The organism is Massilia sp., assembly GCF_031995545.1.
GTDB lineage: Bacteria > Pseudomonadota > Gammaproteobacteria > Burkholderiales > Burkholderiaceae_D > Telluria.
The window spans coordinates 1-14,555 of sequence record NZ_DAMAGA010000041.1; the positions used below are offsets into that span (position 1 = coordinate 1).

The 14,555-nt window shown below is 63.5% G+C and carries 15 protein-coding genes; 2 read left to right on the forward strand and 13 right to left on the reverse strand.

The genetic code is table 11. The annotated features are described in order from the left end of the window. The 4 genes from RTQ83_RS20680 to rpsP form a co-directional block, all read right to left on the reverse strand. On the reverse strand, positions 1-219 hold a 219-nt coding region (locus RTQ83_RS20680; protein ID WP_312518787.1), incomplete at its 3' end, for a 50S ribosomal protein L19. A gap of 114 nt (positions 220-333) precedes the next feature. Beyond that, positions 334-1,095, reverse strand: a complete 762-nt coding sequence (gene trmD, locus RTQ83_RS20685) for a tRNA (guanosine(37)-N1)-methyltransferase TrmD (protein WP_312518792.1) — start codon at positions 1,093-1,095, stop codon at positions 334-336. A gap of 27 nt (positions 1,096-1,122) precedes the next feature. Continuing rightward, on the reverse strand, positions 1,123-1,653 hold the full coding sequence (gene rimM / locus RTQ83_RS20690) for a ribosome maturation factor RimM (protein WP_312518795.1): 531 nt from the start codon (positions 1,651-1,653) through the stop codon (positions 1,123-1,125). A gap of 45 nt (positions 1,654-1,698) precedes the next feature. Continuing rightward, positions 1,699-1,947, reverse strand: a complete 249-nt coding sequence (rpsP, locus tag RTQ83_RS20695) for a 30S ribosomal protein S16 (RefSeq protein WP_005668882.1) — start codon at positions 1,945-1,947, stop codon at positions 1,699-1,701. Positions 1,948-2,187: 240 nt separating this feature from the next. Here rpsP and RTQ83_RS20700 point away from each other — a divergent pair, with 240 nt between their 5' ends. Next, the gene (locus RTQ83_RS20700; RefSeq protein WP_312518798.1) at positions 2,188-2,604 is read left to right on the forward strand and encodes an NINE protein; all 417 of its coding nucleotides are present in this window, start codon (positions 2,188-2,190) and stop codon (positions 2,602-2,604) included. Between the two features lie 35 nt (positions 2,605-2,639). Here RTQ83_RS20700 and RTQ83_RS20705 read toward each other — a convergent pair whose 3' ends face one another. The 7 genes from RTQ83_RS20705 to RTQ83_RS20735 form a co-directional block, all read right to left on the reverse strand. Beyond that, the gene (locus tag RTQ83_RS20705) at positions 2,640-4,430 is read right to left on the reverse strand and encodes an acyl-CoA dehydrogenase C-terminal domain-containing protein (RefSeq protein ID WP_312518801.1); all 1,791 of its coding nucleotides are present in this window, start codon (positions 4,428-4,430) and stop codon (positions 2,640-2,642) included. A gap of 113 nt (positions 4,431-4,543) precedes the next feature. After that, the gene (locus RTQ83_RS20710; RefSeq protein WP_312518804.1) at positions 4,544-5,479 is read right to left on the reverse strand and encodes an FAD-binding protein; all 936 of its coding nucleotides are present in this window, start codon (positions 5,477-5,479) and stop codon (positions 4,544-4,546) included. Positions 5,480-5,512: 33 nt separating this feature from the next. Beyond that, positions 5,513-6,262, reverse strand: a complete 750-nt coding sequence (locus tag RTQ83_RS20715; protein ID WP_312518807.1) for an electron transfer flavoprotein subunit beta/FixA family protein — start codon at positions 6,260-6,262, stop codon at positions 5,513-5,515. A gap of 196 nt (positions 6,263-6,458) precedes the next feature. Continuing rightward, positions 6,459-6,686, reverse strand: coding sequence for a sulfurtransferase TusA family protein (locus RTQ83_RS20720; protein WP_290419921.1), 228 nt, complete (start codon positions 6,684-6,686; stop codon positions 6,459-6,461). Positions 6,687-7,064: 378 nt separating this feature from the next. Beyond that, complete coding sequence (gene alaS / locus RTQ83_RS20725; protein ID WP_312518810.1) at positions 7,065-9,674, reverse strand: alanine--tRNA ligase; 2,610 nt, start codon at positions 9,672-9,674, stop codon at positions 7,065-7,067. A 98-nt stretch (positions 9,675-9,772) separates the two neighbouring features. Then, complete coding sequence (gene ugpQ, locus RTQ83_RS20730; RefSeq protein ID WP_312518813.1) at positions 9,773-10,525, reverse strand: glycerophosphodiester phosphodiesterase; 753 nt, start codon at positions 10,523-10,525, stop codon at positions 9,773-9,775. Positions 10,526-10,548: 23 nt separating this feature from the next. After that, on the reverse strand, positions 10,549-10,896 hold the full coding sequence (locus tag RTQ83_RS20735) for a DUF1294 domain-containing protein (protein WP_312518816.1): 348 nt from the start codon (positions 10,894-10,896) through the stop codon (positions 10,549-10,551). 680 nt (positions 10,897-11,576) lie between these two features. Here RTQ83_RS20735 and RTQ83_RS20740 point away from each other — a divergent pair. Continuing rightward, positions 11,577-12,023 (forward strand): DUF3597 domain-containing protein, encoded by a 447-nt coding sequence (locus RTQ83_RS20740; RefSeq protein ID WP_312518891.1) that lies wholly within the window; start codon positions 11,577-11,579, stop codon positions 12,021-12,023. An 80-nt stretch (positions 12,024-12,103) separates the two neighbouring features. Here RTQ83_RS20740 and RTQ83_RS20745 read toward each other — a convergent pair whose 3' ends face one another. Further along, the gene (locus RTQ83_RS20745; protein ID WP_312518819.1) at positions 12,104-13,153 is read right to left on the reverse strand and encodes a zinc ribbon domain-containing protein; all 1,050 of its coding nucleotides are present in this window, start codon (positions 13,151-13,153) and stop codon (positions 12,104-12,106) included. Positions 13,154-13,294: 141 nt separating this feature from the next. Next, positions 13,295-14,317: a tryptophan--tRNA ligase gene (gene trpS, locus RTQ83_RS20750; RefSeq protein WP_312518822.1), complete on the reverse strand. Its 1,023-nt coding sequence runs from the start codon at positions 14,315-14,317 to the stop codon at positions 13,295-13,297. Between the last annotated feature and the right edge of the window lie 238 nt (positions 14,318-14,555).

A 14,555-nucleotide genomic window follows, 5' to 3' on the forward strand; every position in this document is an offset into this window, starting at 1 on the left:
CTCGACGCCTTCGCCCGACGAGATCTTGCGAACGATGAAGTTCGAGTTCAGGCCGCGGTTACGACGCGAGATGACCACGCCTTCGTATGCCTGGGCGCGCTTGCGGTTGCCTTCGACGACGTTGACGCTGACGACAACGGTGTCGCCTGGTGCGAAATCAGGGATGGTGCGGCCGAGGCGCGCGATTTCTTCTTGCTCGAGTTGTTGGATCAGATCCATTTTTATTACTCCAAAAACCATCTTGCTGGCACTACCTTCGCCCAGTAGAGGATGGGGGTGAACCGGGGGCAACATGCCCACGATTGCATGCGCCGTGTTACCGGCGCATATTCTTCATTCTGCGGTTTTGCTCAAACCTGCCAGAAACTGCTCATCTGCTTTGGTCAGCTGGCCCGCGGCGCGCGCCTTGTCCAGCAGATCCGGCCGTTTCGTCAACGTCGCTTCCAGCATGCGCTGGCGGCGCCACTTGACGATCTCGGCGTGGTTGCCTCCCATCAGGACGGGCGGCACCGGCATCTCTTCGTACACTTCCGGCCGCGTATAGTGCGGCGAATCGAGCAGGCCGTTGACGAAGCTGTCTTCGACCGCCGACGCATCGTCGCCCAGCACGCCGGGAATCAGGCGCACCACGGCGTCCATCAGGGCCATGGCCGGCAATTCACCGCCGGACAGCACGAAGTCGCCGAGCGAAATTTCTTCGTCGACGCAGCGGTCCAGCAAGCGCTGGTCCACCGCTTCGTAGCGGCCGCACAGGATCACCAAACCTGGCTCGTCCTTCAGCGCCATCGCGCGTTCATGGGTCAAGGGCTTGCCTTGCGGCGACATGAACACCACGCGCGGAGATGGCAGGCCGAGGTCGACCTGACGCTGCTTGGCTGCATTGATCGTCGCTTCGAGCGGCCTGGCCATCATCACCATGCCGGGGCCGCCGCCATAAGGGCGATCGTCCACGGTGCGGTGGCGGTCTTGCGTGAAATCGCGCGGATTCCAGATCGACAAGCCCCAGCGCCCCTGCTCGAAGGCGCGCCGGGTAACACCCGACTGCGTCAATGCGGCGAACATTTCGGGAAACAAACTCACGACGTCAAATTGCATCGCGTCCTGCCTCCGGTGTGGACTGGCTCAAAAATCGAGGCCCCAGTCCAGGGTAATCAGTTTTTTGTCGAGGCTGACGGTCTTGACGAAATGGTCCACGAACGGCACCAGGCGCTCGGGCGCCTTCGCCTCGACCGCCGGATCGGCGACGGGGGCGATGCGCAAAATCGATTGCGCGCCGTTGTGCATCATGTCGGTCACCTTGCCCAGGGCTTCGCCCTGCAGGTTGACCACATCCAGACCGATCAGGTCGGACCAGTAATACTCGCCTTCCTCGAGCTGGGGGAAAGCGCTGCGTGGCACTTGCACCGTTGCACCCTTGAGCGCCTCGGCTTCGTTGCGGTCACGCAGGTCGACCAGGGTGGCGACCACGTCGCCGCCATGCAGCTTCGCGCTACGTACCGAAACGGCGCGCAGGGTCGGCTTGTCGATCCACCAGGTCTTGACGTTCAGCAGCGCATCGGCCTCGGTCGAATACGGGGAGACACGAATGCCGCCCACAATTCCATATGCACCGGTTACATGCCCGACCTGAACCAGGTCGTCGGGGATTGCCACCCCTGCTGCTGAATCGTTCAAATCTACTACCTTGCTTAAACTAAATTAAGCAGCCGGCTTGTTCTGGGCGACCAGACGAGCGACGGTTGGCGACAGTTGTGCGCCGACGCCTTGCCAGTGAGCCAGACGGTCAGCAGCGATACGCAGGCCGACTTCGGCGCCCGAAGCCATCGGGTTGTAGAAGCCGATGCGCTCGATGAAACGACCATCGCGACGGTTGCGCGAATCGGTTGCAACGATATTGAAGAACGGACGCTTTTTAGCGCCACCACGAGCCAAACGAATAACGACCATAATATTTCCGAAAAAGTTGTTCTGGACGGAGAAAGTCGACGATTATAGCGCGCGACACCGAACAGCAGCAAGCGTTAATGACAACAGGGCGCGCCGTCCCAGCCGAATCCACCATTATCCCCGATTTTTGGCCACACCGCTACCGGCCATTCCCCTGATTGCGCCGCCTGTCGCCTTTGGCGTGCCATTCTTGCCATTCTGGCCGATACTGTTGTTTTCCTGAACTGTTGAACAACATATATGGCTGCTGCTGCGCACAAGAACAAAACTGTTGCTACTTTGCTGGCCCTGCTGTTGGGTGGGCTGGGCGTACACCGCTTCTATCTGCGCGGAAGCGTCGACCGGCTTGGGTTGCTGCATGTGTGCAGCTTGCCGGTGATGGGGATTCTGTATGGGGCGGTGAAGCCGCATCCGTTTTATGTAGTGTTGCCGGTGCTGGTGTCGTTCATTGTCGGCTATATCGAGGCGCTGGTGATCGGGCTCATGCTGGATGAGAAGTGGGATGCGCGTTTCAATGCGGGGAGCGGGCGGGTATCGCGTTCGAACTGGGTGTTGCCGGTGGTGCTGGTGCTGACCGTGATGGTGGGTGCAATCGTCCTGATCGGGACGATTGCGCGCCTGTTCGATATTCTCTATACAGGCGGCGCTTACGGGTAAGTCTCCAGGTTGGCGGCGGAACCGCCAACCCTATGTCAGAACTGCTCGACGTCCAGCGCCAGGACGCCGGCAGCGCCCTCGACGATCGACGCGCGCATTCCCGGCGCCTGCACCAGGATGTGATCGGCAAAGAAGCGCGCCGTCGCGATTTTTGCGCGATAAAACGCGGCATCGCCCTCGCCGCTTTCCAGCTTCTTCTGCGCCACCAGCGCCGCACGCGCCATCTGCCAGCCGCCCAGCACGATGCCGGCCAGCTTCAGATAGGTGACGCTGCCGGCGAACACGGCCCGCACATCCGACTTGGCGTTGGCAACCACGTACTCGACCACGCCCTCCAATGCCGCCGCACCCTCCCCCAGCCGCCGTGCAATCGCCGCGAAATCCTCGCCCTGTACGTCGCCCAGCTGCCCCACCACGCCACGCATCTGCTCGATGAACGACCTGGCCACCGCGCCGCCATCGCGCACGGTCTTGCGCCCGACCAGGTCATTGGCCTGGATCGCGGTCGTGCCTTCATAGATGGTCAGGATCTTGGCGTCGCGATAGTGCTGCGCCGCGCCGGTTTCTTCGATGAAGCCCATGCCGCCGTGCACCTGCACGCCGTCACGCGCGACGTTCTCGCTCATCTCGGTCGACCAGCCCTTGATGATCGGTACCAGGTATTCGTACAGCGCCAGGTTGGCGGTACGCGTCGCCTCGTCCGGATGATGGTGCGCCAGGTCGGACAGCGCCGCGCCGACATAGGCCAGCGCGCGCGCCGCCTCGGTCTGCGACCGCATCGACATCAGCATGCGGCGCACGTCCGGGTGGTTGATGATCGCCACCGGACCGGCGGAACCGGCCACTTCGCGCGACTGGATGCGGTCCTTGGCGAACGCCACCGCGCCCTGGTAGGCGTGCTCGGCCAGGCCGACGCCCTGCATGCCGACACCGAAGCGGGCCGCGTTCATCATGATGAACATGTATTCCAGGCCACGGTTCTCTTCGCCGACCAGGGTGCCGATGGCGCCGCCGTTATCGCCGAACTGCAGCACGGCGGTCGGGCTGGCCTTGATGCCGAGCTTGTGCTCGAGCGACACGGTGTGTACGTCGTTGCGCGCGCCGAGCGAGCCGTCGTCGTTGATCATGAACTTCGGCACGATGAACAGCGAGATGCCTTTCACGCCCGGTGGCGCATCGGGCGTGCGCGCCAGCACCAGGTGCACGATGTTCTCGGTCATGTCGTGGTCACCGTAGGTGATGAAGATCTTGGTGCCGAAGATTTTATAGGTGCCATCGCCCTGCGGCTCGGCACGGGTGCGCACCGCGGCCAAGTCGGAACCGGCCTGCGGCTCGGTCAGGTTCATGGTGCCGGTCCATTGGCCCGAGACCAGCGGCTCGAGGAAACGCGCCTTTTGTTCATCGGAACCGGCGGTCAGCAGCGCCTCGATCGCGCCGTCGGACAGCAGCGCCGCCAGCGCGAACGACAGGTTCGAGCCGTGCAGCATTTCCATGCACGGGGTCGCCACCAGTTTCGGCAAGCCCTGGCCGCCGAATTCCTGCGGGTGCTGCACGCCCTGCCAGCCGGCGTCGGCGTAGGCGCGGAAGGCTTCGCGGAAACCCTTCGAGGTGGTGACGCTGCCGTCTTTCCAGAAGCTCGGTTCCTTGTCGCCGGCGTGGTTCAGCGGGGCGATGACTTCGCTGCAGAACTTGGCGTTTTCTTCCAGCACCGCTTCGACGGTGTCGGGGGTCGCGTCTTCGCAGCCGGGCAGCTGGCTGATCTCATGCAGGTTGGCCAGCTCGTTGAGCACGAATTGCATGTCCTTCAGCGGGGCGTTATAGCTCACCTTTGTCTCCTGTGTATGCTTGCATGCGAAAAAAAACGCCGTCCCGGCTCAAGCTGGAACGGCGCTCATGGCGATTCGAGTGGGCGCGGCTATCAAATCGCCGCGCCGACGGATCAGCCCAGTTCCTTGACCAGCTCCGGCACGACCTCGAACAGGTCGCCCACCAGGCCGTAATCGGCGACCGAGAAGATCGGCGCTTCCGGATCCTTGTTGATGGCGACGATGGTCTTCGAGTCCTTCATGCCGGCCAAGTGCTGGATCGCGCCCGAGATGCCGACCGCGACGTACAGGGTCGGAGCGACAATCTTGCCGGTCTGGCCCACTTGCCAGTCGTTCGGCACGAAGCCGGCGTCGACCGCGGCGCGCGAGGCGCCCATGGCGGCGCCCAGCTTGTCGGCCAGCGGCTCCAGGATCTTGAAGTTCTCGGCCGAGCCGATACCGCGGCCGCCCGAGACGATGATCTTGGCGGCGGTCAGTTCCGGACGGTCCGACTTGGCCAGTTCGCGGCCGACGAAAGTCGACTTGCCCGAATCGGCGACGGCGGTGACGTTCTCGATGGCAGCCGAACCGCCGGTGGCGGCGGCGTCGAACGCGGTGCCGCGCACGGTGATGACCTTCACCTTGTCGCTCGACTGCACGGTGGCGATCGCGTTGCCGGCGTAGATCGGACGCTCGAAGGTGTCCGGCGAATCGACCTTGGTGATTTCGGAGATCTGCGCCACGTCGAGCTTGGCGGCCACGCGCGGCAGGATGTTCTTGCCGAAGGCGGTAGCCGGAGCCAGGATGTGCGAGTACTCGCCGGAGGCAGCCTGGGCCAGGACCTGCTCGGCCACGTTCTCGGCCAGGCCGTCGGCGAAGTGCGGCGCGTCGGCGACCAGCACTTTCGACACGCCCGCGATCTGCGCGGCAGCCTCGGCAGCGGCGCCGCAGCTCGAGCCGGCGACCAGGATGTGCACGTCGCCACCGCACTGGGCAGCCGCGGTCACGGTGTGGTTGGTAGCGCCCTTCAGGGAGCCGTTGTCGTGTTCAGCAATGACTAATGCGACCATGTTGATTCCTATCTTGTAATTGACGACAGCGGCTTAGATGACTTTGGCTTCGGTGCGCAGCTTTTGCACCAGCGTCGCCACGTCCGGCACCATGACGCCGGCCGAGCGCTTGGCCGGCTCGACGACTTTCAGCGTCTTCAGGCGCGGCGTCACGTCCACGCCCAGGTCTTCCGGCTTGACGGTCTCGAGCGGCTTTTTCTTGGCCTTCATGATGTTCGGCAGCGTCACGTAGCGCGGTTCGTTCAGGCGCAGGTCGGTGGTGATGATGGCCGGCAGGCTCAGGGCCACGGTTTCCAGGCCGCCGTCGACTTCGCGGGTCACGGTCACTTTACCGTCTTCCAGCACGACTTTCGAGGCGAAGGTGGCTTGCGGCCAGCCCAGCAGCGAGGCCAGCATCTGGCCGGTCTGGTTGGAGTCGTCGTCGATCGCCTGCTTGCCCACGATGATCAGCTGCGGCTGCTCCTTGTCGGCCAGCGCCTTCATGATCTTGGCCACGGCCAGCGGCTCGGTGTCGCCGGCGGTTTCCACCAGGATGCCGCGGTCGGCGCCGATCGCCATGCCGGTACGCAGGGTTTCCTGGCACTGCGTCACGCCCACCGACACCGCCACCACTTCGGTGACCTTGCCGGTTTCCTTCAGACGGGTCGCTTCTTCCAGCGCGATCTCGTCGAATGGGTTCATCGACATTTTGACGTTGGCGATATCGACGCCGCTGCCGTCGGATTTGACGCGGACCTTGACGTTGTAGTCGACCACGCGTTTGACGGGTACCAGGACTTTCATAGGGTGCCTTTAGTAAATGAGAATGATGACGAACGAAAGTGGCCTAGATTATAAGAGATATTCAGGCGACGGGCTAAATTAAAGCACGATCGTGCGATTTTTAGCTAGAAGAATCCGTCTAATCGTTCATATCACGGTATCAGGGAGATGGTCGACGGGACGGTCGCCCCGTCACGGCCTGTGCGTTACCGGCAGATTATTTGCGGCGCATCAGGAAAGTAAACTCGCCGTTGACGTGCGAGTGCGACAACAGGGCGTTGCCGGTTTGCTTGGCGAAAGCCTGGAAATCGCGCACGGAGCCGGTGTCGGTGGCGACGATGCGCAGCACCTCGCCGCTCTCCATCTCGGCGAGCGCCTTCTTGGCTTTGAGGATGGGCAGCGGGCAGTTCAGGCCGCGTGCATCCAGGTCTCTCTGGAATTCCATGGTATCGGTGTCGGTGTCGAAAGTGATAGCGTTCATCGCTTTGCCTTCAGATTAGGTGGTCCAACTTCAGTCGCATACTACTCCAATTTCGGCAGTATGACGCAGCGCACCAAAATAGTCACAGATTGTTGCAAGACTGCAACCTCAATGTTAAAAGCTTGACGAATTAATATTGAGTGTGTACAGGACGCTCACACAACCGGCACCCGCATGGTGCATCACAGCGAAAGATGCGGTCCGAAACGGGGCGCGCAATAGTCGGAGATACAAGCCGGCGAGATAAATTCGACGCCGTTGTCCAATGAAAAACGCCGCCCGAAGGCGGCGTTCTGGAGCCAGGGACGACGGCCGCGAACGGCCGGTCCCATGCGGGATGGATCAGGCGCGTTCGCCGACCCAGCCGGCCACGCCGGCCAGTGCCGCTGGCAGGCCCGACGGGTCGGTACCACCGGCCTGCGCCATGTCAGGACGGCCACCGCCCTTGCCGCCCACCTGCTGGGCGACGAAGTTGACCAGCTCGCCGGCTTTCACTTTGCCGGTAGCGTCCTTGGTCACGCCCGCGATCAGGCTGACCTTGCCCTCAAGCACGCTGGCCAGCACGATGGCGGCGGTGCCCAGCTTGTCCTTCAGCTTGTCCATCGCTTCGCGCAGCGTGGCGACGTCGGCGCCTTCCATGGTGGCTGCCAGCACCTTGATGCCGTTCACATCCACGGCCTTGGTCACCAGCTCGTCGCCCTGGCCTGCCGCCAGCTTCGACTTCAGCGCGGCGACTTCCTTCTCCAGGGTCTTCACTTGATCCTGCACCTGGGCGATACGGCCGGTCAGCTCGTCCGGGCTGGTCTTCAGCGCGCCGGCCGCGGCCAGCAGCTTGGCGTTGATCGATTGCACCAGCGCCAGTGCGCCCTCGCCCGTCACCGCTTCCACGCGGCGGATGCCGGCAGCGACGCCGCCTTCCGACACGATCTTGAACAGGCCGATGTCGCCGGTGCGGGTCACGTGGACGCCGCCGCACAGCTCTTTCGAGGTGCCGATGTCGAGCACGCGCACGGTGTCGCCATATTTCTCGCCGAACAGGGCCATCGCGCCATGTTTCACCGCATCGTCAAAGCTCATGTGGTGCGACTGGGTCGGGTGGTTTTCCAGGATTTCGCGGTTGACGATCATCTCGACTTGCGCGATTTCCTCAGCAGTCAATGCCTGCGGGTGGCTGAAGTCGAAGCGGGTCTTGTCCGGATCGACCAGCGAGCCCTTCTGCTGTACGTGGGTGCCGAGCACTTCGCGCAGGGCCTTGTGCATCAGGTGGGTGGCCGAGTGGTTGCGGATGGTACGGCCGCGCTTGACGGTGTCGACTTGCGCGTCGACGGTGTCGCCGACCTTCAGCGAACCTTCGCGCAGCACGCCGTGGTGACCGAACACGTCAGCCTGGATCTTCAGGGTGTCTTCGACTTCGAACAGCTTGCCCTCATGGCCAATCACGCCCTGGTCGCCGACCTGGCCGCCCGATTCGGCGTAGAACGGCGTGGTGTCGAGCACCACGATGCCAGCCTGGCCGGCCTTCAGCTCCTGCACCGACACGCCGTCGGCGTACAGCGCCAGCACGTGGGTGTTGTGGGCCAGCGATTCGTAGCCGACGAACTTGGTCTTCTCGCCTGCGTACTCGACGTTGGCGGCCATCTTGAACTTGCCGGCGGCGCGCGCAGTCTTCTTCTGCTGTTCCATGGCGGCGGTGAAGCCGGCCTCGTCCAGCGTGACATTGCGCTCACGGCAGATGTCGGCGGTCAGGTCGAGCGGGAAACCGTAGGTGTCGTACAGGGTGAAGGCGGTGGCGCCGTCCAGGTTGTTCGGATCCTTGGCCAGCTGGGCTTCCAGGATCTTCATGCCGTTTTCCAGCGTTTCGCCGAAGCGCTCTTCTTCCGCCTTCAGCACCTGCGCCACACGCTCCTTGGCGTCGCGCAGTTCCGGATAGGCTTCGCCCATCTCCAGGTCGAGGTCGGCCACCAGCTTGTGGAAGAACGGCTTGGTCTGGCCCAGCTTGTGGCCGTGGCGCAGCGCGCGGCGGATGATGCGGCGCAGGACATAGCCGTGGCCTTCGCTGCTCGGGATGGTGCCGTCGACGATCAGGAAGGCGGCCGAGCGGATGTGGTCGGCGATCACCTTGAGCGAATTGGCGCCCAGGTCGGTGGCGCCGGTTTCGCGCGCGGCTGCCTTGATCAGGTTCTGGAACAGGTCGATTTCATAGTTGCTGTGCACGTGCTGCAGCACCGCGGCCAGGCGTTCCATGCCCATGCCGGTGTCGATCGACGGCTTCGGCAGCGGGGTCAGGGTGCCCGACTCGTCGCGGTTGAACTGCATGAACACCAGGTTCCAGATCTCGATGAAGCGGTCGCCGTCTTCTTCCGGCGAGCCCGGAGGACCGCCCCAGATGTCGGCGCCGTGGTCGAAGAAGATCTCGGTGCACGGGCCGCATGGGCCGGTGTCGGCCATCTGCCAGAAGTTGTCCGAAGCGTAGCGCTTGCCCTTGTTGTCGCCGATGCGGATGATGCGCTCAGTCGGCACGCCGATTTCGTTGGCCCAGATGTCGTAGGCTTCGTCGTCCTCGAAATAGACGGTGATGGTCAGCTTGTCGGCTGGCAGCATGTACACCGTGGTCAGCAGTTCCCAGGCGAACTTGATGGCGTCGCGCTTGAAATAGTCGCCGAAGCTGAAGTTGCCCAGCATTTCGAAGAAGGTGTGGTGACGCGCGGTGTAGCCGACGTTTTCCAGGTCGTTGTGCTTGCCGCCGGCGCGCACGCAGCGCTGCACCGAGGTCGCGCGCGAGTACGGACGCGTATCCAGGCCCAGGAAGACATCCTTGAACTGCACCATGCCGCTATTGGTCAGCAGCATGGTCGGGTCGTTGCCCGGCACCAGCGAGCTGGAGCGAACGATGGAATGGCCTTTGGATTCAAAGAACTTCAGGAACTTTTCGCGAATGTCGGAGGATTTCATGTCTGATCGTGGGCGGAATGAGGCAGCGTGCCAATAAAGGAACGATTATAGCCTAGCTGGCAAGGGGAATATTGGTCGGGCTGATATTGACGCGCGGATCACACGCACTCCGGCCCGATGAGGTCGATGCGGTCGGTGCAGAAGGCGTCCACGCCCCACGACAGCAGCTCGGCGGCGCGCGCCGGATCGTTGACCGTGTAGCAGAACAGGCCGAAGCCCTGTGCCTTGACCGCCTGCGCCAGCACCGGCGTCAGGTGCAGGTGATTGGTATGGATCGCGACCGCCTCCAGCGCCCTCGCCCGCCGCTCCCAGTCGCCGTCCAGTGCACTGATCAGGCAGGCGCGCGGCAGGGTCGGAGCGTTCGAGCGCGCCGCCGCCAGCGCCACGTCGCTGAACGAGGACAGCAGCGGTAAGCGCTGTACTTCACCGGCCGCGATCTCGTCGGCGAACAGCATGGCAGCCTCACGCGCCACTACCGCGCCGGTCTCGAGTTCGTAGCCGGGCGCCGGCTTGATCTCGATGTTCATCCACACGCCGTGTTCCTTGCACCAGGCCGCGAACTCGCCGAACAGCGGCACCGGCTCGCCCACGTACCCGGCGCCGAACCAGCTGCCGGCATCCATCCGTGCCAGGTCCGCCGCATCGTGCTCGAACACGCTGCCGCTGCCACGCACGGTGCGCCCCAGCGCCGGATCGTGCATCACCACCGGCACGCCGTCGCGCGCCAGCATCACGTCGAACTCGATGGCGCGAAAACCATATTCCATGCCGCAGCGCAGGCCGGCGAAGGTGTTTTCCGGCGCCAGCGTGCCGCCGCCGCGGTGCGCCAGGATGCGCGGATAGGGCCACATGGCAGTGTCCTCGTTCATAAGGTTCAGGCCTGTTGCCGGCCGAAGCGCCAGGCCAGCAGGGCGAACAGGCCCAGGTTCAGGGCTACCGTCAGCTGGAACTTCCACTGGAACGCTGGCTTGGTGGTTTTATGGCGCAGCCACTGTTGCGCCAGCACGGCGCCGGGCCAGCCACCGACCAGGCCCAGCAGCAAGAGCGTGACCTCGGGCGTGCGCCAGGCCTTGGCGCGCGCGGCCGACTTGTCCATGGCATAGGCGATGAAGCAGCTGACGCTGGTGACGGCATAGGCGGCGCCGACCACTTGCGGCAGGCTCCAGGCCAGGCTGGCGACAGCATAAGCGACGAGAAAAATGATGAGCGGCAGGTAGGGCATCCCGACAGCTTAGCGCCCGCCTGCGCGCGCTGTCCATCTGGCGAATGCAAACGGATGGTTCCCAACCGTTCGTGAACGAACAGAGTGACATTGACGAAGTGCCTACGCTGACGTTTTACCAGTTGCCAGACAGAGATGAAGAGGAGTTGGATATGGCTTTTGATTTAGGAAATCTGTTGCAACAATACATCGGCGGCGGCGCCAACAACGGTCGTGCCGCCGATGACTTCGACCAGGTGGCGCAAAACGCGCCCCGCGCCAGCATCGCCCAGGGGATCGCCAGCGCCCTGCGCTCGGACCAGACCCCGCCGTTCCCGCAAATGGTGAGCCAGCTGTTCGGCCAGAGCAATCCGGAGCAGCGCGCCGGCATGCTGAACAATCTGCTGGGCGGCAACGGCTCGCTGCTGTCGTCGGTCGCCGGTGGCGCACTGGCCAAGATCTTCGGCGGCAATGCGCCGGCCAAGGTGACGCCGGAACAGGCGTCGCAGATCTCGCCTGAGCAAGTGCAAGAAATCGCCGAAAAGGCGCAACAGCAGAACCCCGGCATTGTCGATCGTATGAGCGACTTCTACGCCGAACACCCGACGCTGATCAAGGCCGCCGGCGGCGCCGCGCTGGCAGTGGCACTCGGCTACATGGCGCAAAACATCCGCAAGCAATCACCAGAAAAGGAGGGTCCAGTGGGTATCCTAAGCAATATCTTCCACAAAATTTTCCCAGGCAAAAAAGACGACGCGCCGGCGCAGACCCAGGCGCAGGCTCCGGCCGCCCCGACCGCCGCACCGGCCCAACCGCAAGCCGCTCCGCAGGCTGCGCCCCAGGCCGCACCGCAAGCCGCTCCGGCCCCGGCCGCCGCCCCTGCCATGCAGCAGGTGGACGTCGAGCAGATCCTGAACGGCATGCAGCAATCGTCGGGCCAGCAGCTCAACTGGCGCAGCTCGATCGTCGACCTGCTCAAGCTGCTGAACCTGGACAGCAGCCTGCAGTCGCGCAAGGAACTGGCCGCCGAGCTGAACTACACCGGCGACACCAATGATTCGGCCAAGATGAATATCTGGCTGCACCGCCAGGTGATGAACAAGCTGGCGGCCAATGGCGGCAAGGTGCCGGCCGATCTGCGCGACTGATTCTGCGCAATCAAGGCTGACCGGCCTGCCAGCCGTCCCACCGCATTGCGGCTGGGGTCGGAATACGACCCTGCCCGATTTCAATCGGCCAGGGTCGTATTCGCTTGGGTCCCGCACGCAAAACAGAAGCGCGCAAACGCGCTCTTGCGCGTGGCGCAGCAGGTGCAGCGGTTGAACAGGCCGATGCCGCAATGCGGACAGAAGTCGAGCTTCTCGTCCTTGACATTGATCGGCCGTTCGCAACCCGGGCATACGCCCTTGTCCATGCGCGCCAGCGCCACGTCATAGCGCATGCCCTGGCGCCGCTCGGCGTCCGGTAGCGCTTCAGCCTGCTTCTGCCGTTCCAGGTAGCCCTGCAGCCAGGCGATCGCATAGCGCCCGGCGACGACCGTCAGGATGATGCCGACCACATAACGCACGAAGCCGCCATAGCTCGGCAGATACGGCACCAGCTCGAAGAAGAAAGTGAACAGCGCGAAGATGATGAAGCCCCAGGCGAACGGCCAGTCGGGCGTCTTGCGCTTGTACTTGAACAGCCAGCCGGCAATGACCAGCAATGGCAGAGTCAGCAGCAGCCGGTATAGGAATTCGCGCAGTTCTCGCGCACGCGACTCCTCCGCAAAGGCCGCTTGCGCCGGCTGCTCGAGCGCGTTCCAACGCGCGCCGGCACGGTCGTAGGCCTGCGCCGCATCGAGCCGGACCTGTTCTTCGACCTGCACTGCGGCCAGCGCCTGGCGCTCTGCGCGTTCCAGCGCGTCGAGCGCTTCGGTGCGCTTGATCAGCTCCGGATCCTGGTCGGGCCGCGCCGTGGCCTGGCGCGTGGCCAGCCAATTGTCGAAGGTGGCGCGCGCCGAGCGCGTATTCGACTGCGCCACCGAATGTTTCTGATCAGCCTGTTCGCGCCGCTCGTTGGCCGCTTCGACCTTCGCCTGCGCGGCCGCCATCTCGGCGCGCACCCTGGCAGCCGCTTCCTGGTCCATGAACTGTTCGACGCTCAAGGGCGCCTCGACGTCATGGACGGCTGCGACGATCAGGCTGCCAAGGCCGATCAGGAAAGCGGCGAAGATGAAGGCGACCAGCCACAGGGCGCGCTGCATCCATTTTTCGGTCAGGCGTAAACCTCGGGTCATGCGAGTTCTCCGGATGATGGACAAGCGCACAGCTTGCCATCATCGGAGCACATATGGATGACTAACTGAAAAGTTAGTCTGGACGAATAAAAAGTCGCGCCTGACGATACCGCGCAGGCGCCGCGCCCCTTGGAAGGGCAATCAGAAGTACGACAGCCCCAGCGCCTTCTTGACCTCGTCGGTCGTCGCCGCCGCGACTTCGCGCGCCTTCATCGTGCCTTCCTGCAGCATCTTCATCACCTGCGCCGGGTCCTTGGCGAACTCTTCGCGGCGGGCGCGGATCGGCGCCAGCAGGTCTTGCAGGATGCCTTCCAGGCGCTTCTTGACGACGCTGTCGCCCAGGCCGCCGCGCTGGTAGTGCGCCTTCATCTCGGCCAGGCCGTCCTTGTCGGTGTCGAACGCATCCAGATAGGTGAAGGCGACGTTGCCTTCGATATGGCCCGGATCCGACACCTTCAGGTGCAGCGGGTCGGTGTACACGTTCTTGACCGCGGCGCGGATCTCGTCGGCGCTGGCGCCCAGGTTGATGGTGTTGCCGAGCGACTTGCTCATCTTGGCCTTGCCGTCGATGCCCGGCAGGCGGCCGACTTCCGGCACGAAGGCCTTGGCTTCGACCAGGATCTCGCGCCCGACCGTGCGGTTGAAGCGGCGCACGATCTCGTTGCACTGCTCGATCATCGGAATCTGGTCTTCGCCCACCGGCACCACGCTGGCCTTGAAGGCGGTGATGTCGGCGGCTTGGCTGGCCGGATAGGTCAGGAAGCCGGCCGGGATGTCGCGCTCGAAGCCGCGCAGGACGATCTCGGCCTTCACGGTCGGATTGCGCTCCAGGCGCGCCACCGTCACCAGGTTCAGGTAGTAGAAAGTGAGCTCGGTCAGTTCCGGGATTTGCGACTGGATGAAGATGGTCGTCTTGGTCGGGTCGATCCCTACGGCAAGGTAATCGAGCGCCACTTCGACCACGTTCCGGTGTACCTTACCCAGGTCATCCATATTGTCGGTGAGGGCTTGCGAGTCGGCCAGCATCACGAACTGGCGGTACTGATCCTGGTAGCCGACGCGGCCGCGCAGGCTGCCGACGTAGTGACCGAGGTGCAGCGGACCGGTCGGACGGTCGCCGGTCAGGATGATTTGATTCGAGGTGGAAGAAGTTTGCAGTGTCATCGAGTTAGTCCTTTGTTGGAGCCTCGACCGTCCTGCGTCAAACAATGAACGCCACCTGAATCGAGGCGGCGTGTGTTTGAAATGCTCATCATTTCCCGGGGCCGCGCGCTATCAGCGGCGCCACCAGGTGAGGGAAATTGGATGTGCTTTCGGAAAGATCATGGACCGCATGGTTACAGGTTGACGGCGCGCTGTCAACCCGGCGTCAATTTGCCGTTGACGATGAACCGGTACCGTG

Bases quoted from the DNA above. Each gene is read 5' to 3' on its own strand.
- trmD (WP_312518792.1), bottom strand. From the start codon at position 1,095: ATGCAATTTGACGTCGTGAGTTTGTTTCCCGAAATGTTCGCCGCATTG.
- rpsP (WP_005668882.1), bottom strand. From the start codon at position 1,947: ATGGTCGTTATTCGTTTGGCTCGTGGTGGCGCTAAAAAGCGTCCGTTC.
- RTQ83_RS20700 (WP_312518798.1), top strand. From the start codon at position 2,188: ATGGCTGCTGCTGCGCACAAGAACAAAACTGTTGCTACTTTGCTGGCC.
- RTQ83_RS20710 (WP_312518804.1), bottom strand. From the start codon at position 5,479: ATGGTCGCATTAGTCATTGCTGAACACGACAACGGCTCCCTGAAGGGC.
- RTQ83_RS20715 (WP_312518807.1), bottom strand. From the start codon at position 6,262: ATGAAAGTCCTGGTACCCGTCAAACGCGTGGTCGACTACAACGTCAAG.
- RTQ83_RS20720 (WP_290419921.1), bottom strand. From the start codon at position 6,686: ATGGAATTCCAGAGAGACCTGGATGCACGCGGCCTGAACTGCCCGCTG.
- alaS (WP_312518810.1), bottom strand. From the start codon at position 9,674: ATGAAATCCTCCGACATTCGCGAAAAGTTCCTGAAGTTCTTTGAATCC.
- ugpQ (WP_312518813.1), bottom strand. From the start codon at position 10,525: ATGTGGCCCTATCCGCGCATCCTGGCGCACCGCGGCGGCGGCACGCTG.
- RTQ83_RS20735 (WP_312518816.1), bottom strand. From the start codon at position 10,896: ATGCCCTACCTGCCGCTCATCATTTTTCTCGTCGCTTATGCTGTCGCC.
- RTQ83_RS20745 (WP_312518819.1), bottom strand. From the start codon at position 13,153: ATGACCCGAGGTTTACGCCTGACCGAAAAATGGATGCAGCGCGCCCTG.
- trpS (WP_312518822.1), bottom strand. From the start codon at position 14,317: ATGACACTGCAAACTTCTTCCACCTCGAATCAAATCATCCTGACCGGC.